26 protein-coding genes are annotated in these 26,428 nt (G+C 74.0%); 16 read left to right on the plus strand and 10 right to left on the minus strand.

Translation table 11 applies throughout. The features are described 5' to 3' along the window. Positions 1–17: 17 nt before the first annotated feature. The 8 genes from IG88_RS0114995 to IG88_RS0115030 all read left to right on the plus strand — a co-directional run bounded on the left by IG88_RS0114995 (position 18) and on the right by IG88_RS0115030 (position 9,291). Positions 18–875, plus strand: coding sequence for an amino acid ABC transporter permease (locus IG88_RS0114995; protein WP_031040280.1), 858 nt, complete (start codon positions 18–20; stop codon positions 873–875). Next, positions 872–2,683: an FAD/NAD(P)-binding protein gene (locus IG88_RS0115000; protein WP_234332153.1), complete on the plus strand. Its 1,812-nt coding sequence runs from the start codon at positions 872–874 to the stop codon at positions 2,681–2,683. Before IG88_RS0114995 ends, IG88_RS0115000 begins: the two co-directional genes overlap by 4 nt. Continuing rightward, positions 2,680–3,459, plus strand: coding sequence for an amino acid ABC transporter ATP-binding protein (locus IG88_RS0115005; protein ID WP_031040298.1), 780 nt, complete (start codon positions 2,680–2,682; stop codon positions 3,457–3,459). Before IG88_RS0115000 ends, IG88_RS0115005 begins: the two co-directional genes overlap by 4 nt. 103 nt (positions 3,460–3,562) lie before the next feature. After that, entirely contained in the window at positions 3,563–4,642 is a 1,080-nt protein-coding gene (locus tag IG88_RS0115010; protein ID WP_031040302.1) for an LLM class flavin-dependent oxidoreductase, read from the plus strand. Between the two features lie 74 nt (positions 4,643–4,716). Further along, a complete protein-coding gene (locus tag IG88_RS0115015; RefSeq protein WP_031040308.1) occupies positions 4,717–5,997 on the plus strand; it encodes an NtaA/DmoA family FMN-dependent monooxygenase in 1,281 nt (426 codons plus the stop codon). A gap of 3 nt (positions 5,998–6,000) precedes the next feature. Then, positions 6,001–6,819, plus strand: coding sequence for a DUF1684 domain-containing protein (locus IG88_RS0115020; protein WP_031040311.1), 819 nt, complete (start codon positions 6,001–6,003; stop codon positions 6,817–6,819). A 218-nt stretch (positions 6,820–7,037) separates the two neighbouring features. Then, positions 7,038–7,946, plus strand: a complete 909-nt coding sequence (locus IG88_RS0115025) for a S1 family peptidase (RefSeq protein ID WP_031040314.1) — start codon at positions 7,038–7,040, stop codon at positions 7,944–7,946. A 265-nt stretch (positions 7,947–8,211) separates the two neighbouring features. Beyond that, positions 8,212–9,291, plus strand: coding sequence for a S1 family peptidase (locus tag IG88_RS0115030; RefSeq protein WP_031040317.1), 1,080 nt, complete (start codon positions 8,212–8,214; stop codon positions 9,289–9,291). Positions 9,292–9,441: 150 nt separating this feature from the next. Here the strand turns inward: IG88_RS0115030 and IG88_RS0115035 are convergent, their stop codons facing one another. Beyond that, positions 9,442–10,506 (minus strand): DUF3533 domain-containing protein, encoded by a 1,065-nt coding sequence (locus tag IG88_RS0115035; protein ID WP_031040319.1) that lies wholly within the window; start codon positions 10,504–10,506, stop codon positions 9,442–9,444. 173 nt (positions 10,507–10,679) lie between these two features. Between IG88_RS0115035 and IG88_RS0115040 the strand changes: the two genes are divergently transcribed. Both IG88_RS0115040 and IG88_RS0115045 read left to right on the plus strand, forming a co-directional pair. Further along, positions 10,680–14,228, plus strand: a complete 3,549-nt coding sequence (locus tag IG88_RS0115040) for a DNA polymerase III subunit alpha (protein WP_031040324.1) — start codon at positions 10,680–10,682, stop codon at positions 14,226–14,228. Then, the gene (locus tag IG88_RS0115045) at positions 14,225–15,193 is read left to right on the plus strand and encodes a DNA polymerase Y family protein (RefSeq protein ID WP_031040328.1); all 969 of its coding nucleotides are present in this window, start codon (positions 14,225–14,227) and stop codon (positions 15,191–15,193) included. Before IG88_RS0115040 ends, IG88_RS0115045 begins: the two co-directional genes overlap by 4 nt. Before the next feature lie 16 nt (positions 15,194–15,209). Here IG88_RS0115045 and IG88_RS0115050 read toward each other — a convergent pair whose 3' ends face one another. Continuing rightward, a complete protein-coding gene (locus IG88_RS0115050; protein ID WP_031040331.1) occupies positions 15,210–15,584 on the minus strand; it encodes a cupin domain-containing protein in 375 nt (124 codons plus the stop codon). A 101-nt stretch (positions 15,585–15,685) separates the two neighbouring features. Between IG88_RS0115050 and IG88_RS0115055 the strand changes: the two genes are divergently transcribed. Beyond that, a complete protein-coding gene (locus IG88_RS0115055; protein ID WP_031040333.1) occupies positions 15,686–16,132 on the plus strand; it encodes a MarR family winged helix-turn-helix transcriptional regulator in 447 nt (148 codons plus the stop codon). A 70-nt stretch (positions 16,133–16,202) separates the two neighbouring features. Here IG88_RS0115055 and IG88_RS0115060 read toward each other — a convergent pair whose 3' ends face one another. Further along, positions 16,203–17,249 (minus strand): lytic polysaccharide monooxygenase auxiliary activity family 9 protein, encoded by a 1,047-nt coding sequence (locus IG88_RS0115060; protein WP_031040336.1) that lies wholly within the window; start codon positions 17,247–17,249, stop codon positions 16,203–16,205. Between the two features lie 179 nt (positions 17,250–17,428). On the opposite strand from IG88_RS0115060, the gene IG88_RS0115065 reads away from it, so the two are divergent. Continuing rightward, on the plus strand, positions 17,429–17,896 hold the full coding sequence (locus tag IG88_RS0115065) for a GNAT family N-acetyltransferase (RefSeq protein WP_031040338.1): 468 nt from the start codon (positions 17,429–17,431) through the stop codon (positions 17,894–17,896). 26 nt (positions 17,897–17,922) lie between these two features. Here IG88_RS0115065 and IG88_RS44940 read toward each other — a convergent pair whose 3' ends face one another. Then, positions 17,923–18,057 (minus strand): hypothetical protein, encoded by a 135-nt coding sequence (locus IG88_RS44940; protein WP_003977094.1) that lies wholly within the window; start codon positions 18,055–18,057, stop codon positions 17,923–17,925. A 151-nt stretch (positions 18,058–18,208) separates the two neighbouring features. Here IG88_RS44940 and IG88_RS0115075 point away from each other — a divergent pair, with 151 nt between their 5' ends. Next, a complete protein-coding gene (locus IG88_RS0115075) occupies positions 18,209–18,826 on the plus strand; it encodes a class I SAM-dependent methyltransferase (RefSeq protein ID WP_031040339.1) in 618 nt (205 codons plus the stop codon). A 13-nt stretch (positions 18,827–18,839) separates the two neighbouring features. Here the strand turns inward: IG88_RS0115075 and IG88_RS0115080 are convergent, their stop codons facing one another. Both IG88_RS0115080 and IG88_RS0115085 read right to left on the minus strand, forming a co-directional pair. Beyond that, entirely contained in the window at positions 18,840–19,328 is a 489-nt protein-coding gene (locus IG88_RS0115080; protein WP_031040341.1) for a DUF402 domain-containing protein, read from the minus strand. After that, a complete protein-coding gene (locus IG88_RS0115085) occupies positions 19,309–20,235 on the minus strand; it encodes a GNAT family N-acetyltransferase (RefSeq protein WP_031040343.1) in 927 nt (308 codons plus the stop codon). Before IG88_RS0115085 ends, IG88_RS0115080 begins: the two co-directional genes overlap by 20 nt. Before the next feature lie 71 nt (positions 20,236–20,306). Between IG88_RS0115085 and IG88_RS0115090 the strand changes: the two genes are divergently transcribed. Continuing rightward, entirely contained in the window at positions 20,307–20,672 is a 366-nt protein-coding gene (locus IG88_RS0115090) for a GntR family transcriptional regulator (protein WP_031040349.1), read from the plus strand. Between the two features lie 29 nt (positions 20,673–20,701). Here the strand turns inward: IG88_RS0115090 and IG88_RS0115095 are convergent, their stop codons facing one another. Then, the gene (locus tag IG88_RS0115095) at positions 20,702–21,535 is read right to left on the minus strand and encodes a DUF72 domain-containing protein (protein WP_031040352.1); all 834 of its coding nucleotides are present in this window, start codon (positions 21,533–21,535) and stop codon (positions 20,702–20,704) included. Between the two features lie 20 nt (positions 21,536–21,555). Next, on the minus strand, positions 21,556–22,650 hold the full coding sequence (locus IG88_RS0115100; RefSeq protein WP_031040355.1) for a DUF5925 domain-containing protein: 1,095 nt from the start codon (positions 22,648–22,650) through the stop codon (positions 21,556–21,558). 216 nt (positions 22,651–22,866) lie between these two features. Here IG88_RS0115100 and IG88_RS0115105 point away from each other — a divergent pair, with 216 nt between their 5' ends. Both IG88_RS0115105 and IG88_RS0115110 read left to right on the plus strand, forming a co-directional pair. After that, entirely contained in the window at positions 22,867–23,673 is an 807-nt protein-coding gene (locus IG88_RS0115105) for an SGNH/GDSL hydrolase family protein (RefSeq protein WP_031040358.1), read from the plus strand. Positions 23,674–23,963: 290 nt separating this feature from the next. Then, positions 23,964–24,233: a hypothetical protein gene (locus IG88_RS0115110; RefSeq protein ID WP_030402860.1), complete on the plus strand. Its 270-nt coding sequence runs from the start codon at positions 23,964–23,966 to the stop codon at positions 24,231–24,233. A gap of 253 nt (positions 24,234–24,486) precedes the next feature. Here IG88_RS0115110 and IG88_RS0115115 read toward each other — a convergent pair whose 3' ends face one another. Together IG88_RS0115115 and IG88_RS0115120 are read right to left on the minus strand one after the other, a co-directional pair. Continuing rightward, a complete protein-coding gene (locus tag IG88_RS0115115) occupies positions 24,487–25,647 on the minus strand; it encodes a type ISP restriction/modification enzyme (protein WP_031040362.1) in 1,161 nt (386 codons plus the stop codon). A 22-nt stretch (positions 25,648–25,669) separates the two neighbouring features. Continuing rightward, positions 25,670–26,419 (minus strand): GntR family transcriptional regulator, encoded by a 750-nt coding sequence (locus tag IG88_RS0115120; protein WP_031040365.1) that lies wholly within the window; start codon positions 26,417–26,419, stop codon positions 25,670–25,672. Positions 26,420–26,428: the final 9 nt, after the last annotated feature.

The raw sequence follows: 26,428 nt of genomic DNA on the forward strand, positions 1-26,428 counted from the left end.
TGTCACGGAGCCTTCGCATGACCTCCGACACCCTCGCCAAGTCCGCCGCCGTGCCGCAGAGCCCGGACCGGCCCGACCTCCCGCGGATCGTCCCGCAACGCCACCTCGGCCAGTGGACGGCCGCCGCGGCCGTGCTCGTCCTGCTCGCCCTCGCCGTCAACTCCGTGCTGCGCAACGACGCCTTCCAGTGGGACGTCGTCGCCGACTGGTTCACCTCCGACTCCGTCCTGCGCGGACTGTGGCTCACCCTCTGGCTCACCGCCGTCGTCATGGTGCTCGGCTTCGCGCTGGGCACCCTGCTCGCCGCGTTCCGGCTCTCCGCCAACCCCGTGCTGCGCGCCGTGAGCTGGGGCTACGTGTGGCTGTTCCGGTCGATACCGATCCTGGTCCAGCTACTGCTCTGGTTCAACATCGGCGCCCTGTACCCGCGGGTCCTCGGCGTGAAGACGGTCGACCTGCTCGGCCCGGTCACCGTCGCGGTCATCGGCCTGACCCTGCACGAGGCCGCGTACGCCGCCGAGGTGGTGCGCGGCGGCATCCTGTCCGTCGACCGCGGCCAGGTCGAGGCCGCGCAGGCGCTCGGCCTGAGCCGGTGGCGCCGGTGGCGGCGGATCGTCCTGCCGCAGGCCATGCGCGCCATCGTGCCGCCGGCCGGGAACATGCTGATCGGCACCCTCAAGGGCACCTCCATCGTCAGCGTCATCGCCGTGCAGGACCTGCTCTACTCGGTGCAGCTCGTCTACCACCGCACCTACCAGGTCATCCCGATGCTGATGGTGGCCACCCTCTGGTACACCGCGGTCACCTCGCTGCTCGGCATCGGCCAGTACTACGTCGAGAAGCACTACGCCCGCGGCACGGAGCGGACCCGGTGACCCGCCCCGCGCAGGACACCCGGGCCTCCCTGGTCGTCGTCGGCGCCGGACCGCGCGGCACCGGACTGCTCGAGCGCGTCGCCGCCAACGCCCCCGAGCTGTACGACGGCCGCGGCCTCGACATCCACCTCGTGGACCCGCATCCGCCGGGCGCCGGACGGGTCTGGCGCGACCGGCAGTCCCCGCTGCTGTGGATGAACTCGCACGCCGAGGACGTCACCATGTTCACCGACGACACGGTCGACATGGCCGGCCCGGTACGGCCCGGGCCCACCCTGCACGAGTGGGCGGCCCTGGACGGCCGCACCTTCGCCGACCGGCGGACCCAGGGCACCTACCTGCGCTGGGTGTACCAGCGCGCCGTGGCGGGGCTGCCCCCGAACGCCGTCGTGTACCACCACGCGCGCCGCGCGCTGCGGGTGGAGGGTTCGGGCGAGGAGCGCCAGCGGGTGTGGCTGGAGGGCCGGGACACCCCGCTCGCCGCCGACCTGGTCGTCCTCACCCTCGGCCACCTCGACGCCGAACCCGACGACGAGCAGCGGGAGTTGTCGGCGTACGCCCGGGCGCACGGCCTCGTCCACCTACCGCCGGACTTCACCGCCGACAGCGACCTGTCCGTGCTGCGCCCCGGGGAACCGGTCCTCGTGCGCGGACTCGGGCTGGCCTTCGTGGACCTGATGGTGCTGCTGACCGAGGGCAGGGGAGGGCGGTACGCCGGGGACACCTACATACCCTCCGGACGGGAGCCGGTGCTCTGGGCCGGCTCGCGGCGCGGAGTGCCGTACCACGCGAAGATCGGCTACGACTGGACCGGAGAACGGCCGCCGCTGCCGAGGTTCTTCGGGCCGGCGGAGACCGAGGCGCTGCTCGCCCGGCCGGACGGCTTCGACTTCCGGCGCGACGTGTGGCCGCTGGTGGAGAAGGAACTGGGCTTCGCCCACTACCACCGCCTGTTCACCGCCCACCCGGAACGGGTGTGCACCGACCGGGCCGGCTTCGAGGCGCGGTATGCCGCGGCCGGCCCGGACGAGCGGGCGGCCCTCGTCGCCGCCGCCGTGCCCGACCCGGCCGACCGGCTCGACCTGGCCGCCCTCGACCGGCCCCTGGACGCCGTGCGGTACGGCTCGCACGCACAGCTCCAGGACGGGCTGCGCCGGTACGTCGAGGCCGACCTGCGGCGTCGGCACGACCCGGCGCACAGCCCCGACCTGGCGGTCTTCCTCGCCCTGCTCTCCGTGTACGGACAGCTCGTCCGGCTCGGCGACGTCGGCGGCTGGTGGCACGGCTTCTTCAGCCTCCTGGCCTCCGGTCCGCCCGGCCCCCGGCTGCGGCAACTGCTCGCCCTGTCCCGGGCCGGCGTCGTCCGCTTCCTGGGCGCCGGGACGACGGTCACCGCCCGGGACGGGGTCTTCCGGGCGACGAGCACCACCGTGCCGGGCGCCGCCGTGGAGGCCCGGGCACTGGTCGAGGCCCGGCTGCCGCACCCCACGGTGGAACGCGCCCGCGATCCGCTGCTGCGCGCGCTGCACGCCGACGGCGCCGCCGCGACGCCGGACGGACTGCTGGCCGTGGACCGCACCGACGGGCGGGTGCTGGACCGGGCCGGACGGCCGCACCCGCGGCGGTTCGCGCTCGGCCCGCACACCGACGCGCGCGGTTCGGGCGCGTTCACCCGGCCCCGTACCGGTGGCGTCGCCTTCCGGCAGAACGACGCCACCGCGCGGGCCGTACTGACCTTCCTGCGGACCCCCGGACAGCCCGGGGCGTCCGGCCACCCCCACCCCCTGCTCGAGGAGTCCCCGCGATGAGCACCGGCAGCGACACGGACGTCATGGTCGACATCAGGGACGTGCACAAGAGCTTCGGCCCGCTCCAGGTGCTCAAGGGCATCGACCTCACCGTGCGCGCCGGTGAGGTGACCGTGGTCCTCGGCCCCTCCGGTTCCGGCAAGTCGACGCTGCTGCGCACCGTCAACCACCTGGAGAAGGTGGACCGCGGCCTGATCAGCGTGGACGGTGACCTCATCGGCTACCGGCGCAGCGGCGACCGGCTGCGCGAACTGCCCGAGCGCGAGGTGCTGAGACAGCGCACGAGGATCGGCTTCGTCTTCCAGGACTTCCATCTCTTCCCGCACCTGACCGTGCTGGAGAACATCACCGAGGCCCCGGTCTCCGCGCTGAAACGCCCGCGCCGCGAGGCCGTCGACACGGCCCGGCGGCTGCTGGAGCGGGTGGGGCTCGCGGACCGGGCCGGTGCCTTTCCCCGGCAGCTCTCCGGCGGGCAGCAGCAGCGGGTGGCCATCGCGCGGGCGCTCGCCCTGGAGCCGCGGCTGCTCCTGTTCGACGAGCCGACGTCCGCGCTCGACCCCGAGCTGGTCGGCGAGGTGCTCGACGTCATCGGGGACCTGGCCCGCCAGGGCACCACCATGATCGTCGTCACGCACGAGATCGGCTTCGCCCGCGAGGTCGCCGACACGGTGGTCTTCATGGACGACGGACGCATCGTCGAACAGGGGCCGCCCGGCGACGTGCTGGACCGCCCGCGGCACGAGCGCACCCGGGCCTTCCTCTCCAAGGTCCTGTGACGGCAGGGCTGTTGACGCGCACCGAGCGCACCGAGCGCACCGAGCGCACAGAGCGAACCGAGCGCACTGAGCGCACCGAGCAGACAGAAAGGGACGATTCCGCATGACCTCCTCGCACGGCAGCGGGCGGCTGCACCTGGCCGCCGCACTGGACCGGCGCTCGGGCCACGACGCCGAGGCGTACGCGGCCGCCGCCCGGCTCGCCGAACGCGGCGCGCTCGACTTCGTGACCCTGCACGACGGCTTCGCCCGCCCCGGCCCCGACGCGCTCGCCGTCCTGTCCCGGCTGGCGCCCCTCACGCGCCGCGTCGGCCTGGTCCCCACCGTCACCACCACCCACACCGAGCCCTTCCACGTCCAGGCGGCGGTGGCGACCCTCGACTGGGTCAGCCGCGGCCGGGCGGGCTGGCGGATCGACGTGTCCACCACCGAGGGCGAGGCACGCCTCTTCGGCCGCCGCGACGCCGCGCCCGCCGACGTGCTCTGGCAGGAGGCCGGCGAGGTCGCCGACGTGGCAGCACGGCTGTGGGACAGCTGGGAGGACGACGCCGAGATCCGGGACGCGGCCACCGGCCGCTTCATCGACCGGGACAAGCTCCACCACGTCGACTTCACCGGTTCCGCCTTCTCCGTCAAGGGCCCCTCGATCGTGCCGCGGCCCCCGCAGGGGCACCCCGTGCGCGTGGTCGAGGCGACCGGCCGGGCCGCACGGGCGGTGGCGGCCCGGTACGCCGACGTCGCCCTGGTGCGCACCGCGCTGCCCGCCCGGGCCGCCGCCGCGCGGGCCGAGCTGCGGGCGGCCGCCGCGGCGCACGGCCGCGACCCGGACGACCTGCGGGTCCTCGCCGCCCTGGACGTCGACCTCGGCGACGGCGAGTACGCGGCCGACCCCGGCCACGGCGGAGGCGGCCCCCGCGTCACCCCGCACGGCCCGCTGTACCGCGGCGGCCCCGTCGACCTGGCCGAACTGATCGTCTCCTGGCACCGGGACGGCACCGTCGACGGCTTCCACCTGACGCCGGTCGACCCGCACCGGGACCTGGAACGCCTCGTCAACGGCACCGTGTCCCTGCTCCAGCACCGGGGACTGTTCCGCACCTTCTACCCGGGCAGCACGCTCCGGGACCACCTGGGCCTGACCCGGCCCGCCAACCAGTACGCCGTCACACAGGGAGCGTCATGACCGGACCGAAACCGCCGCAGCCCGCACCGCCGCACCCCACACCGGCACAGCGGAAGCCGGGGCAGCCGAAACGGATGCACCTCGCCGCGCACTTCCCCGGCGTCAACAACACCACCGTCTGGGCCGATCCGCGCTCGGGCTCGCAGATCGACTTCGCCTCCTTCGAGCACCTCGCGCGCACCGCCGAACGCGGCCTGTTCGACTTCTTCTTCCTCGCCGAGGGGCTGCGCCTGCGCGAGCACAAGGGCCGCATCCACGACCTGGACGTGGTCGGCCGCCCCGAGTCCCTGACCGTCCTGAACGCGCTCGCCGCCGTCACCGGGCGCCTCGGACTGGCCGCCACGGTCAACGCCACCTTCAACGAGCCCTACGAACTCGCCCGCCGGTTCGCCACCCTGGACCACCTCAGCGGCGGCCGGGCCGCCTGGAACGTGGTGACCTCCTCCGACGCCTTCACCGGCGAGAACTTCCGGCGCGGCGGCTACCTGGACCGGTCCGAGCGGTACACCCGCGCCGCCGAGTTCGTGGCCGCGGCGCGGACGCTGTGGGACTCCTGGGCCCCCGACGGCACTCCCCGCCCCTTCGCCCACCACGGCCGGCACTTCGACATCGCGGGCGAGTTCACCCTGCCCCGCTCCCCGCAGGGGCACCCGGTGGTGATCCAGGCGGGCGACTCCGACGAGGGCCGGGAGTTCGCCGCCTCCTCGGCGGACGTGATCTTCACCCGGCACGGCACCCTCGAGGCGGGACGCGCCTTCTACGCCGACGTGAAACGCCGCCTGGCGGCGTACGGCCGCAGCCCCGGCGACCTCAAGATCATGCCCGGGGTCACCGTCGTCCTCGGGGACACCTCCGCCGAGGCGCGGGAGCGGGCCGAGGAGATCCGGTGGCAGCAGGTCTCGCCGCAGACCGCGCTGCTCACGCTGGAGCAGGTCTGGGGCGTCGACCTGTCCGGGTACGACCCCGACGGACCGCTGCCCGACGTGGACCCGGTGGCCGACCCGCAGCTCAGCCAGGGGCGGACCCGGCACGGCGACAGCCTCGCGACCGCCGAGAAGTGGCGGGCCCTGGCGCAGGAGCGGGGACTGTCCATCCGGCAGACGGTGATCGAGGCGAGCGCCCGGCAGTCCTTCGTGGGCACGCCCGAGGAGGTGGCCGCGGAGCTGACGGAGTTCGTGGCACGGGACGCCGCCGACGGCTTCATCCTCGTACCGCACCTGACCCCGGGCGGGCTGGACGAGTTCGTGGACCGGGTGGTCCCGCTGCTCCAGGAACGGGGCGCGTTCCGCACCGCCTACGAGGGCGGCACCCTGCGCTCCCACCTCGGACTGGCCGAGCCGGTACGGCAGGCTTGAGCCATGACGAGGACGGCACCCGGCGCACCCGGCGGCGCATACGACGACGAGTCCGGCGCGTGGCGGCGGTGGCACGAGCAGCGCGTCGCCACGGTCGCGGCGCCCCACGGGCCGCTCGCGCTCACCGGCACGCACTGGCTGGAGGACCATCCGGACGGGCGACTTCCGGACATCCCCGGGCGGTGGACGGCGGACGGCGACGCGGTGCTGCTGACGGCCGCCGCGGCGGACGGGCTCACCGTGGACGGGCGGCCCCTGGACGGCCGGGCGCGGCTCACGGCCGACCCGGGACCGGCGGGCGCGGCCCGGGTGGCCCGCGGCGAGCGGCGGCTGGTCGTCCTGGTCCGCGAGGGCCTGTGGGGCGTGCGCGACTTCGACCCCGCCGCCCCCGCGCGGAGGGCGTTCAGCGGCATCGCGGCCACGCCGTACGACCCGCGCTGGTCGGTGCCGGGGCGCTTCACCCCGTACGGCGCCGGGCGGCGCCGGGTGCGGGTGGCGAACGCGGACGGCCGGGAGCGCGGGCTGACGCTCGACGGGGAGTTGGCCTTCGAACTGGACGGGCGGGAGCACACGCTCCAGGTGAGCGTCGAGGACGACGGCTCGCTGTGGGCGGTCTTCGCCGACGCCACCAGCGGCAGCACCAGTTACCGCTTCCGTTTCCTGCGCCCGGCCGCGCCGGACGCCGAGGGGCGTACGACGGTCGACCTCAACCGCGCGCTGCTGCCGCCGTGCGCGTTCGCCGGCCACTTCGTCTGCCCCTTTCCGCCGCCGGGGAACACCCTGACGGCCCGCATCGAGGCGGGGGAGCGCGAACTGCGCTGAGAGCCCACGGGTGTTGAGCGGGGTCGGGTAAAGGTCGTTCAAAGCTTGACGGCCGAAAGGCACCCTTGCGCCGACCGGTCGTTCGGCCGAATACTCCAACCTCAGCGCTTGTCAGGGGCACGACCATCGGGAACCCCGGAGGTCCGTTCCTGGCTGCGCCTCACGGGCCCCCAACCCCACGAGAGGGGCCCCCGACTTCCCCTGTGGAGGAACGAAAAGTGAGGATCAAGCGCACCACCCCCCGCAGCGGCATCACGAGACGGACTCGGCTGATCGCCGTATCCACCGGCCTCGTGGCCGCCGCAGCCGTCGCGATCCCCAGCGCCAGCGCGGCACCCACCCCGGCCACCTTCAGTGCCGCCGAGCTGAGCAGCGCCGGCAACGCGGTGCTCAAGGCCGACGTCCCGGGCACCGCCTGGGCCGTCGACAGCAAGTCCGGCCGGGTGCTGCTCACCGTCGACAGCACCGTCTCCCAGGCCGAGATCGCGAAGATCAAGGAGCAGGCCGGCGACAAGGCCGGCGCGCTCACGATCAAGCGCACCCCCGGCACGTTCAACAAGCTCATCGAGGGCGGCGACGCCATCTACGCGAGCAGTTGGCGCTGCTCCCTCGGCTTCAACGTCCGCAACAGCAGCGGCGCCGAGTACTTCCTGACCGCCGGTCACTGCACCGACGGCGCCGGCACCTGGTGGTCCAACTCCGGGCACTCCACCGTGCTGGGCACCACGGCCGGATCCAGCTTCCCGGGCAACGACTACGGCATCGTCCGGTACACCAACACGTCGGTGAGCAAGCCCGGCACCGCGGGCGGCGTGGACATCACCCGTGCGGCCACCCCGAGCGTGGGCACCACCGTCATCCGCGACGGCTCCACCACCGGCACCCACAGCGGCCGGGTCACCGCCCTGAACGCCACCGTCAACTACGGCGGCGGCGACATCGTCTCCGGGCTGATCCAGACCACGGTCTGCGCCGAGCCCGGCGACTCCGGCGGCCCGCTCTACGGCAGCAACGGCACCGCGTACGGTCTGACCTCCGGCGGCAGCGGCGACTGCTCCTCCGGCGGCACGACCTTCTTCCAGCCGGTGACGGAGGCCCTGAGCGCCTACGGGGTCAGCGTCTACTAGGCCGTCGGCCCGTTCGGTCGCTCACCGTTCGACGAGCCCCCGTACACCGAAGCGGTGTGCGGGGGCTCGGCCGTGTCCGGAACCGGGGGAGACGGCCACGGAACGGTGAAGGCCGTGTGACCACACTGGAGTTGTCGTGCGCACGTCCTGAAGTCGACCTTGTGCGCGGCCTGTGGAATCGGAAGAGTTAACGATCGTCAACCAGCCTTCCGGTTCACGGGGTCCCCACAACCTCGTGGACCGACCCCCCACAGGAGGACGTGAGTTGAAGCACCGACGCATACCCCGGCGACGGATCGCCGTAGTGGGTGCGGGCATCACCGCACTGGTCGCGGCCGGAGTCACCTTCCAGACCGCCAACGCGAGCGAGGCCACGACGGCCGCGCCCGAGACCCTGTCGGTCACGGCGGCCGGAAAGCTCGCCTCGACGCTGATCGGCGACCTCGGCACCGACGCGGCGGGCACCTACTACGACGCGCAGGCCAAGAGCCTGGTCGTCAACGTGCTCGACGAGAGGGCCGCGCGGACCGTCGAGGAGGCCGGCGCCAAGGCGAGAATCGTCGAGAACTCGCTCGCCGACCTCAAGAGCGCGCGCACCACCCTCGCCGAGGACGCGACCATCCCGGGCACGTCCTGGGCGACCGACCCGACCACCAACAAGGTCGTCGTCACCGCCGACCGCACGGTCTCCAAGGCCGAACTGGCCAAGCTGACCAAGGTGGTCGACGGGCTGGGCGCCAAGGCCGAGCTCAAGCGGACCAAGGGCGAGTACAGGCCCTTCGTCGCGGGCGGCGACGCCATCACCGGAAGCGGCGGGCGCTGCTCGCTCGGCTTCAACGTGACCAAGGGCGGCGAGCCGTACTTCATCACCGCCGGCCACTGCACCGAGGCCATCTCGACCTGGTCGGACTCCTCCGGGAACGTCATCGGCGAGAACGCGGCGTCCAGTTTCCCGGACAACGACTACGGCCTGGTCAAGTACACCGCCGACGTGGACCACCCGAGCGAGGTGAACCTCTACGACGGTTCCTCGCAGGCCATCTCGGGCGCCACCGAGGCCACCGTCGGCATGCAGGTGACCCGCAGCGGCTCCACCACCCAGGTGCACGACGGCACGGTCACCGGCCTGGACGCCACCGTGAACTACGGCAACGGCGACATCGTCAACGGCCTGATCCAGACCGACGTCTGCGCCGAGCCCGGCGACAGCGGCGGCTCGCTCTTCTCGGGCGACCAGGCCGTCGGCCTCACCTCCGGCGGCAGCGGCGACTGCACCTCGGGCGGCGAGACCTTCTTCCAGCCGGTGACGGAGGCCCTGTCGGCCACCGGTACGCAGATCGGCTGACCGGCCTCACCCGCACACCGTGAAGTCCCGTCCCGCGCGCGAGGGGCGGGACTTCCGCGTGCGTCCCGGGTGTGTCCCGCGGCGTCCCGCTTGCGTCCCGCGGCGTTCCGCGTGTGTCCGGGCCCGGCGGGGTGTCCGCGTCCCCGGTGGTCAGCCGGTCGTCGCGGGCGGCGGCTCCGCCTCCCGCCGTCCGCGGCGCGGCAGCACGGCCGCCAGCATCGTGATCGCCGACCCCAGGACCGCCCACGCCCACAGCACCAGCAGGGCGGCGGTCGTGTCGTTCCCCTTGAAGTAGGCGATCGAGCGGGCCGCCCAGGTGCCGGCCCCCGGTGGCAGCGCCGGGCCGATCGCCTTCCAGAACGGCGGCAGCAGCGGCAGCGGGAAGGCGCCGCCCGCGCTCGGATTGCCGGCGATCACCACCAGCAGGATCGCCAGCCCGATGCCGACGATCCCGAAGACGCCCTGGAGGGCGAGTGTCGCGGCGCCCACCGCGAAGGTGATCAGCGCGCCGAGCCCCCACAGGTCCAGCACGCCGCCGGGCAGCGCGCCCAGGATCGGTCCGATGATCACCGCGCCGCCGAGCCCGCCGACGATCGCGACCAGCGCCATCGCGATCAGCCGGATCGCCGCCCGGCGCGGGTTGGACGGCCGGGCGCCGGTGCTGATCGCCAGGATCGAGGCGCACAGGTAGCCGCCCACGCACCAGCCCACGACGAGGTAGAAGGACGACAGCCCGTTGAAGTCGTGGGGCGAGGCCGGGGCCACGTCGACGGTCCGCACCGTACGGCCCTCGGACTGCTCGACCTGGCCGACCAGGCGCTCCAGGCTGGTGGCGAGGGCGGTGCCGCCGCCGGAGGCGACCAGCAGGGTGTCCTGCGTGCCCTCGGGGTTCACGATCAGGGCGCCGTCGATCTCCCGGTTCATGATCTGCTCCCGGGCGTCCGCCTCGTCGGCCACCGTGCGCGGGTCCAGCGGGGAGCCGGGCAGCCGCTCCAGTTGGCCGGCCGTCTGTCCGGCGGCCGCGCCGGGTGCGGCCACCCCGAAGGGCACGTCCGTCGGTTTCGGGTGGTGCAGCGCCCCCACGTAGGAGGCGATGAACAGGAGCTGGAGCGCGATCACGCCGAGCACGAGCAGGGTGGCCCGTGGGGTGACGGCGTCCTTCACCTCACCGAGGAAGGAGCCGCTGCGGGTGCGGGGGCCCGGTGTGTGTGACATGTCCCCACAGTCCGGGTCGGGGCGCGTTCGCGCAGGTGGGGCGGGGCCGAATGGATGTCGTACACACATTCGAGGATGGAGGTATGGTGGGTGGAGTAGCTGGGAACAGGCGTTCGATAATGGCGTTCGGGCATACGTGGTCATGCGTCTGTTCATGAGTCGGGAGGTGCGTGATGCCGGGTTTCACGCACCTGCACACCGTCTCCGGGTTCTCCGCCCGCTACGGCGCCTCCCACCCGGAGCGCCTGGCCGAGCGCGCCGTCGAACGGGGCATGGACGCCCTCGCCCTCACCGACCGCGACACCCTCGCGGGCACGGTCCGCTTCGCCAAGGCCTGCGCGAGGGCGGGCCTCCGTCCGCTGTTCGGCGCGGAGCTGGCGGTCGCCGCCCCCGAGCCCGGGGCGGAACGCACCGCCACCTCCGTGCGCCGGGACCGCCGCCGCACCCCCGTGCGCGGCGGCGCCTTCGTCGACGAGTCGGCCCCGCGGGTGACCTTCCTCGCCCGCGACGGCGCCCGCGGCTGGGCCGACCTGTGCCGCCTGGTCTCCGCCGCCCACACGGCGGAGGGCTCCCCGCTGCTGTCCTGGCCCGACAACCACGCCGACGGCCTGACCGTCCTGCTCGGCCCCGGCTCCGACGTCGGCCGCGCCCTCGCCGCCGGCCGCCCCGACCGCGCGGCCAGGCTCCTCGCCCCCTGGCGGGAGGTCTACGGCGACGCCCTGCGCCTGGAGGCCGTCTGGCACGGCCGCACCGGCACCGGCCCCGGCTCCCTGCGCCTGGCCTCCCGGACCGTCGGCTTCGCCGCGGAGCAGGGCGTCCGGCCGGTGCTCTCCAACGCCGTCCGCTACGCCGACCCCGGTCAGGGCGAGGTCGCCGACGTCCTGGACGCCGCCCGCCGCCTGGTCCCGATCGGCGCCACCGGGGAACGGGACTCCGGCGAGGCCTGGCTCAAGGACGCCGGTGCCATGCGGGACGCCGCCGAGCGGATCGTCGAGTCCGCGGGCTTCCGGCGCGAGGCCGCCCACCGCCTGCTGGAGCAGACGCAGGCCACGGCCGCCGGGTGCCTGGTCGATCCCGAGGACGACCTCGGCATGGGCGCCGTCCACTTCCCCGAACCGCACCTCGTCGGCGCCGGCCGGCGCACCGCCCAGCGGGCGCTCGCCTCCCGGGCGGCGGCGGGCATGGTGCGGCGCGGCTACGACCGGCGCCCGGGTCACCGGGAGTACTGGGAGCGGATGCACCACGAGCTGGACATCATCGCCCACCACGGATTCGCCTCGTACTTCCTCACCGTCGCCCAGGTCGTGGACGACGTACGGCACATGGGCATCCGGGTCGCCGCGCGCGGTTCCGGCGCGGGCTCGCTCGTCAACCACCTGCTCGGCATCGCGCACGCCGACCCGGTCGAGCACGGGCTGCTGATGGAGCGGTTCCTGTCCAGGGAGCGGGTCGTGCTGCCCGACATCGACATCGACGTGGAGTCCGCGCGGCGCCTGGAGGTCTACCGCGCGATCATCGGCCGCTTCGGCGCCGAGCGGGTCGCCGCCGTCGCCATGCCGGAGACGTACCGGGTGCGCCACGCCGTCCGCGACGTGGGCGCCGCCCTGTCCATGGACCCGGCCGAGATCGACCGGATCGCCAAGTCCTTCCCGCACATCCGCGCCCGCGACGCCCGCGCGGCGCTGGCGGAACTGCCCGAGCTGAAGGAACTGGCGGGGGAGCAGGAACGGTACGGCAGGCTCTGGGAACTGGTCGAGGGCCTGGACGCCCTCCCGCGCGGCGTCGCCATGCACCCCTGCGGCGTCCTCCTGTCCGACGCCTCCCTGCTCTCCCGTACGCCGGTGATGCCGACCAGCGGGGAGGGCTTCCCGATGGCCCAGTTCGACAAGGACGACGTGGAGGACCTCGGGCTGCTCAAGCTGGACGTGCTCGGCGTGCGGATGCAGTCGGCGATGGCGCACGCGGTCGCCGAGGTGGAGCGGGCGACGGGGGAGCGGGTCGACCTGGACGCCGTGCCCGAGGGCGACCCGGCGACGTACCGGATGATCCGGTCCGCCGAGACGCTGGGCTGCTTCCAGATCGAGTCGCCGGGCCAGCGGGACCTGGTGGGGCGGCTGCAGCCGTCCACCTTCCACGACCTCGTCGTCGACATCTCGCTCTTCCGGCCCGGCCCGGTCGCCGCCGACATGGTGCGGCCGTTCATCGAGGCCCGGCACGGACGGGCGCCGGTGCGCTACCCGCACGAGGACCTGGCGGAGCCGCTGGCGGGGACGTACGGGGTCGTCGTCTTCCACGAGCAGGTCATCGACATCGTCGACATCATGACCGGCTGCGGACGCGGCGAGGCGGACCGGGTGCGGCGCGGGCTGTCCGACCCGGAGTCGCAGGGGCGGATCAAGGTGTGGTTCGCCCAGCACGCGACGGCGAACGGGTACGACGCGGAAACGATCCAGCGGACCTGGGAGATCGTCGAGGCCTTTGGCAGCTACGGCTTCTGCAAGGCGCACGCCGTCGCCTTCGCGGTGCCGACGTACCAGTCGGCGTGGCTGAAGGCCCATCACCCGGCCGCCTTCTACGCCGGATTGCTCACCCACGACCCCGGCATGTACCCCAAGCGGCTGCTGCTGGCGGACGCGCGGCGGCGCGGGGTGCCGATCCTGCCGCTGGACGTGAACAAGTCGGGGGTCGCACACAGGATCGAACTGGTGTCTGATTCGCGGCGGGCGCGTTCACGGAAGCCCGCCGCGTGGGGCCTGCGCCTCGCCCTCTCGGACGTGCACGGCATCAGCGAGGCCGAGGCGGAACGCATCGCCGCCGGGCAGCCCTACGCCTCCCTGCTCGACTTCTGGGAACGGGCCCGCCCCAGCAGACCGCTGGCCGGACGGCTCGCCCAGGTCGGCGCGCTGGACGCGTTCGGCGCCAACCGCCGCGACCTGCAACTGCACCTGACCGAACTGCACCGCGGCGCCCGGGGCGGACGCGGCGACCAGCTCCCCCTGTCCGGCGGACGGAGGACCGCCTCCGCCGGGCTGCCCGACCTCACCTCGGCGGAGAAGCTCAGCGCCGAACTCGGCGTGCTGTCCATGGACGCCTCGCGCAACCTGATGGACGACCACCGCACCTTCCTGCGCGAGCTGGGCGTGGTGTCGGCCAAGCGGCTGCGCGAGGCGCGGCACGGGGAGACGGTGCTGGTCGCGGGGGCCAAGGCCGCCACCCAGACCCCGCCGGTCCGCTCCGGCCGCCGCGTCATCTTCTCCACCCTCGACGACGGCAGCGGCCTGGTCGACCTCGCCTTCTTCGACGACTCCCACGACGCCTGCGCGCACACCGTCTTCCACTCCTGGCTGCTGCTGGTGCGCGGGGTGGTGCAGCGGCGCGGCCCGCGCAGCCTCAGCGTCGTCGGCTCCGCCGCCTGGAACCTCGCCGACCTGCTGGAGGTGCGCCGGGAGGAGGGCCTGGAGGGCGTCGCCGACCGGCTGGCCGCGGCGGGCGGAAGCCGGGAGGGCGACGATCCCGGGGGCGGTCCGGAGCGCCGCCGCCTCGCCGGTTCGGACGGGCGGCCCGCGCCGGCCGGCTCCGCGGCCCGGGACCCGATGGAGCAGCGGAAGATCCGCATGTCCACGGGGTACGAGATGCACCCCTGGGCCGATCTGCGCCCCGCGGGCGAAGGGCCCGCGGTCGGAAGGAAGTTGTGGCACCAGAGTCCGGGGAGTGCGGGATGACGATTCTCTGCGTACGTTTCCAGCTACCGCCGACGCGTGAGGCGGCCCTGCCCGAACTGCTCGGACTGCTCGAGGAGTTCACGCCGGTCGTCGAGGCGCTGCCGCCCGACGGCGCGCTGGCCGAACTGCGCGGCGCCGAACGGTACTTCGGGCGCGACGCCGTGGAACTGGCCGCGGTGATCCGGGTCCGCGCCCTCGCGCTGTACGGCGTGGACTGCGTGATCGGCGCCGGACCCGGCCCGATGCTGGCCCGCATGGCCCTGCGCGACGCCCGGCCGGGGCTGACCCGCGCGGTACCCGGCGGCGAGGAGCGCGCGTTCCTCGCCGGCAAGCCGGTCGCCGCGCTCCCCGGCGTCGGCACCGCGACCGCCCGCACGCTGTGCGAGTACGGCCTGGACACCCTCGGCCGGGTCGCCGCCGCGCCGTTGCCCACGCTCCAGCGACTGGTCGGCGCGAGGGCCGGCCGCGAACTGCACGAGAAGGCCCGGGGCGTCGACCGCGGCCGGGTCGTCCCCAACGGCGTCTCCCGGTCCCTGGCCGCCGACCGGCCCTTCGACCACGACGAACTCGACCCCGACCGCCACCGCCGCGCCCTGCTCTCGGCCGCCGGGGAACTGGGCGTCCGGCTGCGCGCCGTGGGCAAGGTCTGCCGCACCCTCACCCTCACCGTCCGCTACGCCGACCGGTCGGCCACCACCCGCAGCCGCACCCTGAAGGAGCCGACCGCGCACTCGGCGGCGCTGACCCGGACCGCGTACGACCTGTACGAGGCGCTCGGCCTCCAGCGCGCCCGGGTCCGCGTGATCGCCCTGCGCGCCGAGGGCCTCACCCCCGCCGAACAGGCATCCCACCAGCTCACCTTCGACCCCGTGGACGAGAAGGTCCGCCGGATCGAGGAGGTGGCGGACCGCGCCCGGGCGAAGTTCGGCCCGCGGGCGGTGATACCGGGCTCCCTGGCGGCGTGAGCCCCGGTCCCGCCGGTCAGTTGGCCCACGGGGGAGCGAGGCGGGTGCCGTCGGCCAGCTCCGCCGTCAGGCCGACGGACGTGGTGACCCAGGAGGTCGCGGTCCGGTCGGTGGGATTCTCGACGGCGAGGGTCGCCCCGCGGTTGATGATCACCGTGTCGCCCGCGGCGACGCGCTCGGTGCGGCCGTCGAGGGTGATCAGCAGCTCGCCGGTGAGCAGGTGGAAGACCTCCTCCCGGTCCACGGTGTGCGCGGGCGCCTTCGTGCCCGCCGGAATCTCGCCCCGCCAGGCGCACAGCTCCTCACTGCCGGTGCGGGGGCCGGCGTACGACACGAAACGCGCGCCGTGGATCTCGTGGACGACGCCTTCGGACGAGCGGACTACGGGCATGGCGGGCTCCTCCCGATCTGCTGGTCAAGCAGCTTGACCATTACTGTCGACCTTATGGTCAAGCCGCTTGACCAATGTGTCAAGAGTGTTTCAATGCCCCCGTGCAGAACTCCGACGCCATGGCCCTCACCGCCGCACTGCTCGCCGCGGCCGGCGGACTCACGCGGCGCATCCACGAGGGGGTCGTCGCCCGCGGCTTCGACGGGATGCGGCCCGCGCACGGTTTCGCCTTCGCCCGGCTCGCCCCGGACGGCGCGACCGTCACCGACCTCGCCGTGCACCTCGGGACGACCAAGCAGGCGGCCAGTCAGCTCGTCGAGGAACTGGTCCGCAAGGGCTACGTCGAACGCCGGCCGCACCCCGCCGACGCCCGGGCCCGGCTGGTCGTGCTGACCGAGACGGGGTGGGCCTGCACGCGGGCCGCGGAGGAGGCCGCGGCGGAGGCCGTGGGGGAGTGGGCCGAGGTGCTCGGCGAGGACGGGGTGCGTGCGGTGCGTGACGGTCTGCTGCGCGTGGCGCCGGGTGGGCCGGTCCGGCCCACCTGGTGACTCCGGTTCCGCCCGGCGCCACGCCGGACGGACCCCGCGTTCCCCCGTCCCCCGTCCCCCGTGCCGCCGGTCAGCGCCCGTGCCGGCCGCCGCTCGCCGCGCGCCGGCGTACCGACGCGAACAGGGTGGCCGCGCCGAGCGCCAGGGCGGCGGCGCCGCCCACCGCGATGTACGGCGTGGTGCCGTCCCCGCCGGTCTCGGCGAGGTTCTCGGTGCCCCCGCCGGCGGCCTTGACCTGGTTGGGCCGGGCGGCGCCGGGGGTCTCCTCAGGGGTGCCGGGGGCGGCCGCCGGGTCAGTCGGGTCCGTGGTGGTCTCCGCGTCCTGGTCGCCGTGACCGTGGTGCTCGATCGTCGACTTGTCGGCCGCCGCCGCGATCTGCTCCTCGGACGGCGCGGAGGCCTCGGGCGCCGGGGCGGCGCCGCCGGCCGGGTCGCCGCCGGTGTCGCTTCCCGCACCGGCACCGGCACCTGCGCCGCCGAAGGTGACGTCCGAGCAGGAGTAGAACGCCTCGGGGCTGTCCGAACGCTGCCACACCGCGTACAGCAGGTGCTTGCCGGAGCGCTCGGGCAGGGTGCCGGAGAACGTGTAGAAGCCGCCCGAGGCGACCGGGTCGGTGGAGGTGGCCACCGGGGCGGACAGGTCCAGGTCGCCCCAGCCGAGCGGCTGCGACGGGTCGTAGCCGGGCTTGGTGATGTACACCTTGAAGGTCCCCTTGTGCGGGGCCGTCACGCGGTACTTGAAGGTGTACGGACCGCTGCTGACGCTGGTCGTGGGCCAGTCGGCGCGGGCCAGGTCCAGGCCCTTGAACGCCGGGTCGCCCGCGCTGCACAGCTTGCCGTCCGGAATCAGCTCCTGGTGCTTGCCGGCGGCGTTGCCGATGCGGATGCCGTTCCAGTCGTAGAGCGCCTGCGTGCCGCCCGCCGCGACCGCCGCCTTGCACGCGGCCGACGTGGGGTTCTCGGGCCCTTCGGCGTGGCACTGCGAGACCCGGCTGACCGGGTCGCCCATCGAACCGTGTGCCGACGCGGGGGCGGCGGCCAACGTGGTCAGTGCGAGCGGGGCGAGACCGGCGACGGCGACGGCGACGGCCTTGCGGGACGCGGACGGTGCGGGCATGCGGAACTCCTCGGAACGGTCACGTGGGACTGGGGGAACTCGGGCCGGAACCCGTGGGGTTGAGCAGCAAGCTAGCCCCAGAAGACCGCGGGAACGCCTGCTGGAGGCGCGTGACGGAGATCCTTATGGTCGCGTTAAGGGAGTGCTCAGGCTGGGCTGAGGCAGCTACCGTTCGCGGTATGGAACGACAGTCCGTACGGCCGGCCGTCGCCTCGGACGTACCGGCGGTGAGGGCCGTGACCGACGCCGCGTACCGTCCCTACGTCGCGCGCATCGGGGTGGTGCCGCAGCCCATGGAGGCGGACCACGCGGCGAACGTGGCGGCGGGGAAGGTGTTCGTCACCGACGAGCCCGGCACCGGCCGGGCGGGACCCGTGGGCCTCGTCGTCCTGGAGGTGCGCGCGGATCACCTCTTCCTCGACAGCATCGCCGTCCACCCCGACGCGCACGGCAGGGGAGTGGGACGGCGGCTGCTGCGGTTCGTGGACGCGCACGCGCGTGCGCTGGGCCTGCCCGAGGTCAGGCTCTGCACGAACGCGATGATGTGGGAGAACCGGCAGATCTACCCGAAATACGGGTACGACGTCGTGGAACGCCGGGTGGACGGACCCTACGACCGCGTCCACTACCGCAAGCGGCTGTCCTGAGGCGTCTCATGGCCGGACCCGCCCCGTCAGCTCTCGGGCCACCAGGTGCGCGCGATGTCCTTGCGGACCTCCGGACGCCCCGAGGGGCGCTCGTCGATCTCCTCGCGGACTCGGCGGGCGTCGGTCTTCTTCAGGGGCTTCTGCACGGTCAGACGGCGCATGGCTGCCTCCTTACGGATCCACCGGGTTCCGCGTTCTCACGGAGGTAGACCCTTTCCCCGAGACTCACTCATCGATGCATCCCTGTCAGTGGCGGTTGTCACGTCCCCGCGCCCCGACTCCGTTGTCAGTGGCGGCTGTCACCCTGGGTGCATGAGCGAGAACAGTGACGAAGCGACCGCACCGGGTGTCGACTGGGACGCCCTCGCGGCCTCCTTCGACGACGAGCCGGACCACGGTCTGCGCGACGCGGAGGTGCGCCGGGCCTGGGCGGCCAGGCTGGCCTCCTGGCTGCCCGCGCGGCCCGGCGGCGTCCTCGACCTGGGCTGCGGCACCGGCAGCCTGTCGCTCCTCGCGGCCGAGCAGGCGCACCGCGTCACCGGCGTCGACCTCTCCCCTGCCATGGTGGAGCTGGCCAGGACCAAACTCGCCGGACGCGACGCCGTGTTCCTCCGCGGTGACGCGGCGGCACCCCCCGTGGGCGAGCAGCGCTTCGACGCCGTACTGGTGCGGCACGTCCTGTGGACGCTGCCCGACCCCGGTCGAGTGCTGCGGCGCTGGCGGCAGTTGCTGCGTCCCGGCGGGCGGCTGGTCCTGGTCGAGGGCGTGTGGGGGAGCGTCACCCCGGTCGGCATACCCGCCGGCCGGCTCACCGCCCTGCTCGCCCCGCTCGGCGGGAAGGTACGCGTGGAGCGGCTGTCGGACGACTCCTCGCTGTGGGGCCGGGAGGTGACGGACGAGCGGTACGCGGTGGTGGCGGCGTACGGGTGAGCCGGGCGGTGCGTCAGGTGAGGAGGGTGGTGAAGTCGGGGCCGTGGGCGCGGCGTTCCAGTTCGGTCAGGGCGGCCACGGCGGCGGCAGCGGCCCCGGGGTCCCGCGCCGCCAGGCCGCTCTCGGCGAACTCGTCCTCGTCGAGCCTTCGTACGTCCGTGCCGTCGGCGGAGCGCCACAGGTCCAGGTCGAGGTCCTCGACGACCAGCTCGGTGCCGGTCAGGACGGCGGGACGGGTGATGTCGCAGTACCAGCCCTTCAACGCACCGGCCGCCGTGCGGACCTCCTTCACCGCGTACCACCGGTCGCGCCAGTAGTACTCGGTGAACACGTCCCCGGCCTCGAAGCGCACGAAGCCGAAGTCGCGCACGCCGTCACCGGCCCACGGGGCTCGGACGGCGAGGCGGGTGCCGTCGTCGTGCAGCAGCGTGGCCGCGTACCGGATCTTCGTACGCCCCGCCTTGACGAGCACGACGCTCACCTCAGCCGAGTTCGCGGACATGGCGCACCTCCGTGGCGCAGATCTCGTAGCCGAGCCACTTGTTGACGGCGAGCATCGGCCCGTTGTCGGTGTCGTTGCCGGTGAGCGCCTCCGTGTACCCGGCCGCGCGGGCCCGGTGCAGGGAGGCGGCCTTGACGAGTTTCGCCAGGCCCCGGCCGCGCTGGTGCCGGACCGTGCCCGTCATCGCCGTCGCGTACCGCGTGCCGTCGGTGTAGGCGACGCTGAAGGCGGCCGGACGGCCGTCGACGACCGCGACGGTGGTCAGTTCCCGGTCGAGCAGCGGGTGCCGCCAGGACTCCGCCAGCCAGGTCTCGTAGTCCGTGAACTCGATGTCGACGTCCCCCGGTTCGTCCGCGACCGTCTCCGCGTCCAGTGCGAACACGGGCCGGGGGTCGTCCGCGAAGTCGGCCGCGGTGCGCAGCTCGACACCGGGGGGAGGGGACCACAGGGGCGGCAGCGCGGCGTTCGCCAGGTCCAGCCGGAGGAAGTACGCGGCACGCCGCCGTTCGTAGCCGTGCCGCTCGGCGAAGGCCAGGTGGGCGGGCCCGTCCAGCACCCAGGCGTACAGCTTGGTCGCGCCCTCGCGGGCCAGGTACTCCTCGGCCGTCCGCACCAGCAGCCCGCCCGCGCCGTGCCGCAGCCGCTCCGGGTGGACGTAGACGTTCAGGAAGGCCTGGCCGGGCTCCGGGCTGTCGTGCACCAGCCCGATCTGGGCCGTGCCGATCACCTCCCCGTCCTCCTCCGCCACCAGGGACCGGCTCCGGGCGTCCGGGTGGGTGTGGACGAGCCGGTGCACGACGGCTTCGGGCGTCCACAGGATGAACGGCAGGGCGCGATGGCGGACCCGGGCGAAGGCGGCGACGTCGGCCGGGTCGTCGGGACGCAGGTCGCGTACGAGAACGGTCATGGGGGCGCACGCTACGGCGGCCGGGCGGTCCGGTGCCTCCGATTTTCCCGGGGGTACGGGACAATCACCGGGTGACCCTGAAGATCCGTATCGACGACGGCACGCCGCCCTACGAGCAGGTGCGCGCACAGATCTCCGAACAGGCGCGGTCGGGCGCCCTGCCGGTCGGCCACCGGCTGCCCACCGTGCGCGGGCTGGCCGAGTCCCTCGGGCTCGCCGCGAACACGGTCGCCAAGGCGTACCGGGCGCTGGAGGCGGACGGGGTGATCGAGACGCGGGGACGCAACGGAACGTTCGTCGCCGCCGCGGGCTCCGCGGCGGAACGGGAGGTCGCTTCGGCGGCTCAGGGGTACGCCGAGCGGGCTCGGCGGCTCGGGGTGTCGCAGGGGGAGGCGCTGGACGCGGTGCGGAACGCCCTGCGGGCGGCCTACGGGTGAGCGGCGCCGGGTGGTGTCCTGTGGGCGGCTCACGGGTGAGTGTCGCCCGGGTCGGGGCTGGTGCCCGGCTGCGGGTGCGTCGTGGCGGGTCGTGCCGTTCCCCGCGCCCCTGAGGGCGTTCCGGCGACCGTCAGGTTCGACGCGCGGGCCAGTCGGGCGAAGAGCACCGCGTCCGTCACCGCCGCCGCGTGCGGGTCGTTGTTGAAGTAGGTGTAGACGTCGCTCGTGTCCGGCCAGGCCGTCGTGATGCGGTCGATCCAGGTGGCCAGGGCGCGGCGGCCGTAGTGCGGCCACGCCGAGGCCCGGCCCTCGTGGAAGCGGACGTAGCCCCAGCCGGCGGTGCGCCACAGGGGTGTGACGGGGCGGGCGCGGACGTCCGCCCAGCACAGGGCCGCTTGCCGGGACTCGAGGACCTCGCGGGTCTCGGGCGTCCACCACGACGCGTGCCGGGGTTCCACCGCGACCCGGGTTCCGGGCGGGAAGCAGGCGAGGCAGGTGTCCAGGAGGGCCGGGTCGGCGCGCAGGGTCGGCGGCAGTTGCAGCAGGACGGGGCCGAGACGGTCGCCCAGGCCGGCCGCGTGGCCCATCAGCCGGTCGACCGGTTCCGCCGGGTCGCGCAGGCGCTTGATGTGCGTCAGGTAGCGGCTCGCCTTGACCGCGACCGTGAAGTCCGGCGGCAGCCGCTCGCGCCACGCCGCGAAGGTCTCCCGGGCGGGCAGGCGGTAGAAGGCGTTGTTGATCTCGACCGTCGCGAAGGCGGCCGCGTAGTGCTCCAGCCAGAGCCGGACCGGCAGACCGGGCGGATAGAAGGAGTCCCGCCAGTCCCGGTACTGCCAGCCCGACGTGCCGACGAAAAGGGGCATACCCCCATCGAAGCACCGGGCTACAGATACAGCCCGGCGTCCGCCCCCGCCCGCGGCTCCGGCAGCGCCGTCGGCGAGGTGCCCCGGCGCAGCGCGAACAGCTCCGCCAGCGTCGCCCCCTCGCGCCCGACCCCCTCCTCGCTGCCGAGCCAGTCCACCGCCTCCCGGCGGGTGAGCGGACCGACCTCGATGCGGGCCAGGCAGCGGCCGGGGCGGACGACGGCGGGGTGCAGGCGTTCCAGGTCCTCGTTGGTCGTGACGCCCACCAGGACGTTGCGGCCCTGGCCGAGGAGGCCGTCGGTGAGGTTGAGCAGCCTGGACAGCGCCTGGCCCGCCGTGTGCTTGGCCTCGCCGCGGATCAGTTCGTCGCAGTCCTCCAGGAGCAGCAGCCGCCACCGGCCCTTGCCCGCCGCGTCCTCCTCGCCGATGGCGATGTCCATCAGGTAGCCGACGTCGGAGAAGAGCCGCTCCGGGTCCAGGACGCAGTCCACCTGGCACCAGTCCCGCCAGGAGCGGGCCAGCGTCCGCAGCGCGGAGGTCTTGCCGGTGCCCGGCGGGCCGTGCAGGAGCAGCAGCCGGCCCGCGATGTCCTCGGGCGTCGTCTTCATCAGGCCGTCCATCGCCTCCGCGACCGGTGCCGTGTAGTTGGCCCGGACCTCGTCCCAGGTACCCGCGGCGATCTGACGGGTGGTGCGGTGCGGGCCGCGCCGCGGGGAGACGTACCAGAAGCCCATCGTCACGTTCTCCGGCTGCGGTGCGGGCTCGTCCGCCGCGCCGTCCGTCGCCTCGCCGAGCACCCTCTCGGCCAGGTCGGCAGTGGTCGCCGTCACCGTGACGTCGGCGCCCCGGCTCCAGCGCGAGACCAGCAGGGTCCAGCCGTCGCCCTCGGCCAGCGTCGCGCTGCGGTCGTCGTCGCGGGCGACCCGCAGCACGCGCGCGCCGGGCGGCAGCAGTGTGGCGCCGGACCGTACGCGGTCGATGTTCGCCGCGTGGGAGTACGGCTGCTCACCCGTGGCGAAACGGCCGAGGAACAGCGCGTCGACGACGTCGGACGGGGAGTCGCTGTCGTCCACGTTGAGCCGGATCGGCAGGACTTCGTGCGGGTTCACGGACATGCCGCCATGATCGGTCACCCGGCCGCCGCGTGCACCCGCTTTCGCGGGCAGCCGCGCCGTGGGGCGCGTGCGGCGTCGCGTTCCCGGCGGGCCTCCACATCCCCCGTTTTCGTCCGGACTTGAACGAGTGTCAGCCAATCTTTGGCATGAACACTTCCAGTCAACGCGCGTAGCTGCTACCACGGTCGTGGCAGCAATCCTGCTAAGGGAGGTTCCATGAGACGTTCCCGGATTCTCGGTTTCCTGAGTTCAGTCCTCCTCGCCGCCGGCGCCGCCCTCACCGGGGCCGCGAGCGCCCAGGCGGCCCAACCCGCCGCAGCCGACGGCTATGTGGCCCTCGGCGACTCCTACTCCTCCGGGGTCGGAGCGGGCAGCTACATCAGCTCCAGCGGCGACTGCAAGCGCAGTACGAAGTCCCACCCGTACCTGTGGGCGGCCGCCCACTCACCCTCCTCCTTCGACTTCGCCGCCTGCTCCGGCGCCCGTACGGGTGATGTTCTCGCCGGTCAGCTCGGCCCGCTCGGCGCCGGCACCGGCCTCGTCTCCCTCAGCATCGGCGGCAACGACGCGGGCTTCGCCGACGTCATGACGACGTGTGTGCTCCAGTCCGACAGCTCCTGCCTGTCGCGGATCGCCACCGCGGAGGCCTACGTCGACTCGACGCTGCCGGGCAACCTCGACGGCGTCTACTCGGCGATCCGCAACAAGGCCCCGAACGCCCACGTCGTCGTCATCGGCTACCCGCGCTTCTACCAGCTCGGCGCGAGCTGCCTCGGACTGTCCGAGACCAAGCGGGCGGCGATCAACAAGGCCTCCGACCACCTCAACACCGTCATCGCCCGGCGCGTCGCCGCCCACGGGTTCACCTTCGGCGACGTCCGCACCACCTTCACCGGCCACGAGCTGTGCTCCGGCAGCCCCTGGCTGCACAGCGTCAACTGGCTGAACATCGGTGAGTCGTACCACCCCACCGCGGCCGGTCAGTCCGGCGGCTACCTGCCGGTCCTCAACAGCGCCGCCTGACCCGCGGCCGGAAGGAGACGGAAGGCCGGAGGTCCCGCCGCGCGGCGGGACCTCCGGCCGCGTCGCGGCCCGGCGCGGGAGGGCGCACGTGACATCGCCCACGTTTCCGGCCCCGGGCGGGCGCGTGCGCCGCTGGTCCGGCATCGCCCCGGCATCTGCCGGATTCGGAGAGTAATCGTCAACCCCCTTACGGGGAAGGTGAATCCTGTGACCGCGATACACGCATGCCGTACCGGGGCGATAGGGTTAGCCTGCCCGGGCCGGGTGGACTCGTACGGGTGGGGAGTGACATGGAACAGATAACAGTGCGCAGCAGGGCAAGGGTCCCTGCGATCACCTGCGGCAGCAGCGCGACCAGCTCGCGGCTCGACCGTCATCTCGCGGTACTCGGAGGGCCCGCCCTCCCGCCGCGGGAGACCGTGGAGGCGACGTCGCTGATGCGTGAGCTGACCGCGCGTGAGCCCGCGCACAAGCGCAGCAACAGGGGCGCCCGGGTGAGCCGGGTCTCACTGTTCGCGCCGTTGCGTCGACTGCGCCGCTCGCTGTTCGGCGGCAACTGAGGCCCGCGCGCCGGTGGTCACACCTCCCGGCGCGGCGCCGCGGCACTCGTCCGTCATCCCCACGGCACGCAGCGGCGCCCCGGTGTGCTCCCCGAGCGCGGGCCGTTCCCGGCAGCTCCGACCCCGTACGACCGTACGACCCGTTCCGTACGCGTTCGCCACGCGTCCCCGGCCTCCCGTCCCGCCGTATCCCCACCGGCGATGACGCGCCCCGGCACGTTCGGCGGCCCGCCGCCTCCCGTGGGCGGCGCGGTCACAGCAGCGCCAACTGCCCCTCCGGGCCCTCCTCCCGGTCGTCCAGGACGGAGGCCGGCCGGCGTGCCCACGCGGGCACCGGCAGGACTCCCGCCTCGCGCAGTTCGGTCGCGGTGATCGTGTCCGTGACCCTCAACTCCCGGCACCGCTGCCGCACTTCGGCGAGCAGGGCCAGGACCGTGATCAGCTCCAGCAGTTCGGACGTCCAGGTCTGCGGCCAGCCGGCCGGGCGGATCGCGGCCAGCGTGCCCGGCTCGCCGCCGGCCGTGCGGGCCGCGAACCACTGCTCGATCACCCGGACCCCGCCCGCCTCGAACTCCCAGGCGCCCGGCGGCACGGGGGAGATGCGGCCCTCGTCCAGGAAGAGGGCCTCCTCGTCCCGGTCGTAGCGCAGGGTCAGCGGGCGCGGCGGCAGCGGGGCGCGGACGTACGGGCGGCGGCCGCCGGGCAGCTTGGGGCGCTCTCCGTCGCGGCGCATCAGCCACAGGGCGCGCCGGCCCAGCCCGACACCATGCTCCCACAGCTCCGGGTCCGAGGGGAGCGGGACCAGCGAACCGGGCCGCACGGCCGCCACCGACCAGGCGAGCAGGTCCAGCGGGCCGGGACGCAGGCCGAGGCGGGCGCCCAGGTGGTCCAGGAGGCCCGGGGCGAGGTTGGGCTCCGCGCCGCCGGGGCGGCGGTAGAGCGGGCGGATCCGGGCGGGGCCGGACAGCGGCAGCAGCGAGGTCGCCAGGAGCAGCGGGGGTCCCGCCGTGTCGGGCGCCTCCACGACGAAGACCTGCCGCGCGTCCGCCACCCGCCACAGCTCGGGGCGGGCCGCGTCGATCAGCCGCTGGTCGGGGATCAGCCACTGCTCGTCGAACGGTGCCCGCAGCACCCGGACCGGCTCCGCGCACGGTCCCGAGGCGCGCGCCAGCCGCTCGGTGCCCCCGGCGCCGCCCGGCAGCCGTCCCACCGCCGAGTACGGCGTGCGCGCGCGGGTCGGTTCGAACAGGGCCGCGCGGTCGGGCCCCTCGGCCTTCACCAGAGCCTCCCAGCGGGCCTTCAGGGACCCCGCGTCGGGAGCCGCCGGCCACCCCCGGCCCAGCCGCGGCGGTGCGACGGACCACGGCATGAGGTCCGCCAGCGGCGGAGCGTCGTCGTGCGTCACGCCGGGCATCGTACGACGGCGCGCCGGCGCCTCACGTGGCGTCCAGGGTGACCGTGAAGGAGAAGCGGTCGCCGCGGTAGTGGATGACGGCCACGTCGAGGACCCGGCCGTCGGCGTCGTAGGTGATGCCCGTGTAGTGCAGGATCGGGCTGAGCAGCGGGACTTCGAGCAGCCGCGAGGTCTCCGGGTCGGCGAGCCGGGCCTCGACGGTGTCCGTGATCCGGCTGATGTCCACGCCCACCACGTCCCGCAGCACCTTCGTCATCGGCCACCGGGCGAGGTCGTCCACGTCGATGCGCGCGGCCAGTTCGGGACGGACGTAGTTGCGGGCGTGGTTGGTCGGCTCGCCCGTCTTCTCGTCGCAGCGCAGCCGGTGGTACGTCGCCACCTCCGCCAGTTCCGGGAAGAACTCGGCGAGTTCGGAGGGCACGGAGGCGGTGCCGTGGTCCAGCAGCTCGGCCGTCATGCCGGACTGCTGGGCCACGATCGCGTCCACCGAGCCGAGCAGCCGCACCGGGGCGCCCCGGCGGGCGTGCGGTTCGATGAACGTGCCCCGCCGGCGGTGCCGGGTGATCAGCCCCTCGTCCTCCAGCTCCTTCAGCGCCTGCCGCATGGTCAGCACGCTCACCCCGTAGTGCCCGGCCAACTGCTCCTCGGTGGGCAGGCGCAGCGGGTCCCTGGGCGAGCGGCCGAGTATCGAGGCGCGCAGCGACTGCGACACCTGGTACCAGAGCGGCAGCTTGCGGTTCAGGACGACGGAGTCCGGGGCGAAGGAGGTCACGGGCCATCC

It is taken from the genome of Streptomyces sp. NRRL F-5650, assembly GCF_000721365.1.
GTDB lineage: Bacteria > Actinomycetota > Actinomycetes > Streptomycetales > Streptomycetaceae > Streptomyces > Streptomyces ardesiacus.

Bases quoted from the DNA above. Each gene is read 5' to 3' on its own strand.
- IG88_RS0115095 (WP_031040352.1), bottom strand. From the start codon at position 21,535: ATGCCCCTTTTCGTCGGCACGTCGGGCTGGCAGTACCGGGACTGGCGG.
- IG88_RS0115065 (WP_031040338.1), top strand. From the start codon at position 17,429: ATGGAACGACAGTCCGTACGGCCGGCCGTCGCCTCGGACGTACCGGCG.
- IG88_RS0115005 (WP_031040298.1), top strand. From the start codon at position 2,680: ATGAGCACCGGCAGCGACACGGACGTCATGGTCGACATCAGGGACGTG.
- IG88_RS0115015 (WP_031040308.1), top strand. From the start codon at position 4,717: ATGCACCTCGCCGCGCACTTCCCCGGCGTCAACAACACCACCGTCTGG.
- IG88_RS0115045 (WP_031040328.1), top strand. From the start codon at position 14,225: ATGACGATTCTCTGCGTACGTTTCCAGCTACCGCCGACGCGTGAGGCG.
- IG88_RS0115115 (WP_031040362.1), bottom strand. From the start codon at position 25,647: ATGCCCGGCGTGACGCACGACGACGCTCCGCCGCTGGCGGACCTCATG.
- IG88_RS0115110 (WP_030402860.1), top strand. From the start codon at position 23,964: ATGGAACAGATAACAGTGCGCAGCAGGGCAAGGGTCCCTGCGATCACC.
- IG88_RS0115105 (WP_031040358.1), top strand. From the start codon at position 22,867: ATGAGACGTTCCCGGATTCTCGGTTTCCTGAGTTCAGTCCTCCTCGCC.
- IG88_RS0115050 (WP_031040331.1), bottom strand. From the start codon at position 15,584: ATGCCCGTAGTCCGCTCGTCCGAAGGCGTCGTCCACGAGATCCACGGC.
- IG88_RS0115035 (WP_031040319.1), bottom strand. From the start codon at position 10,506: ATGTCACACACACCGGGCCCCCGCACCCGCAGCGGCTCCTTCCTCGGT.
- IG88_RS0115040 (WP_031040324.1), top strand. From the start codon at position 10,680: ATGCCGGGTTTCACGCACCTGCACACCGTCTCCGGGTTCTCCGCCCGC.
- IG88_RS0115100 (WP_031040355.1), bottom strand. From the start codon at position 22,650: ATGTCCGTGAACCCGCACGAAGTCCTGCCGATCCGGCTCAACGTGGAC.
- IG88_RS0115080 (WP_031040341.1), bottom strand. From the start codon at position 19,328: ATGTCCGCGAACTCGGCTGAGGTGAGCGTCGTGCTCGTCAAGGCGGGG.
- IG88_RS44940 (WP_003977094.1), bottom strand. From the start codon at position 18,057: ATGCGCCGTCTGACCGTGCAGAAGCCCCTGAAGAAGACCGACGCCCGC.
- IG88_RS0115075 (WP_031040339.1), top strand. From the start codon at position 18,209: ATGAGCGAGAACAGTGACGAAGCGACCGCACCGGGTGTCGACTGGGAC.
- IG88_RS0115085 (WP_031040343.1), bottom strand. From the start codon at position 20,235: ATGACCGTTCTCGTACGCGACCTGCGTCCCGACGACCCGGCCGACGTC.
- IG88_RS0115020 (WP_031040311.1), top strand. From the start codon at position 6,001: ATGACGAGGACGGCACCCGGCGCACCCGGCGGCGCATACGACGACGAG.
- IG88_RS0115060 (WP_031040336.1), bottom strand. From the start codon at position 17,249: ATGCCCGCACCGTCCGCGTCCCGCAAGGCCGTCGCCGTCGCCGTCGCC.
- IG88_RS0114995 (WP_031040280.1), top strand. From the start codon at position 18: ATGACCTCCGACACCCTCGCCAAGTCCGCCGCCGTGCCGCAGAGCCCG.
- IG88_RS0115010 (WP_031040302.1), top strand. From the start codon at position 3,563: ATGACCTCCTCGCACGGCAGCGGGCGGCTGCACCTGGCCGCCGCACTG.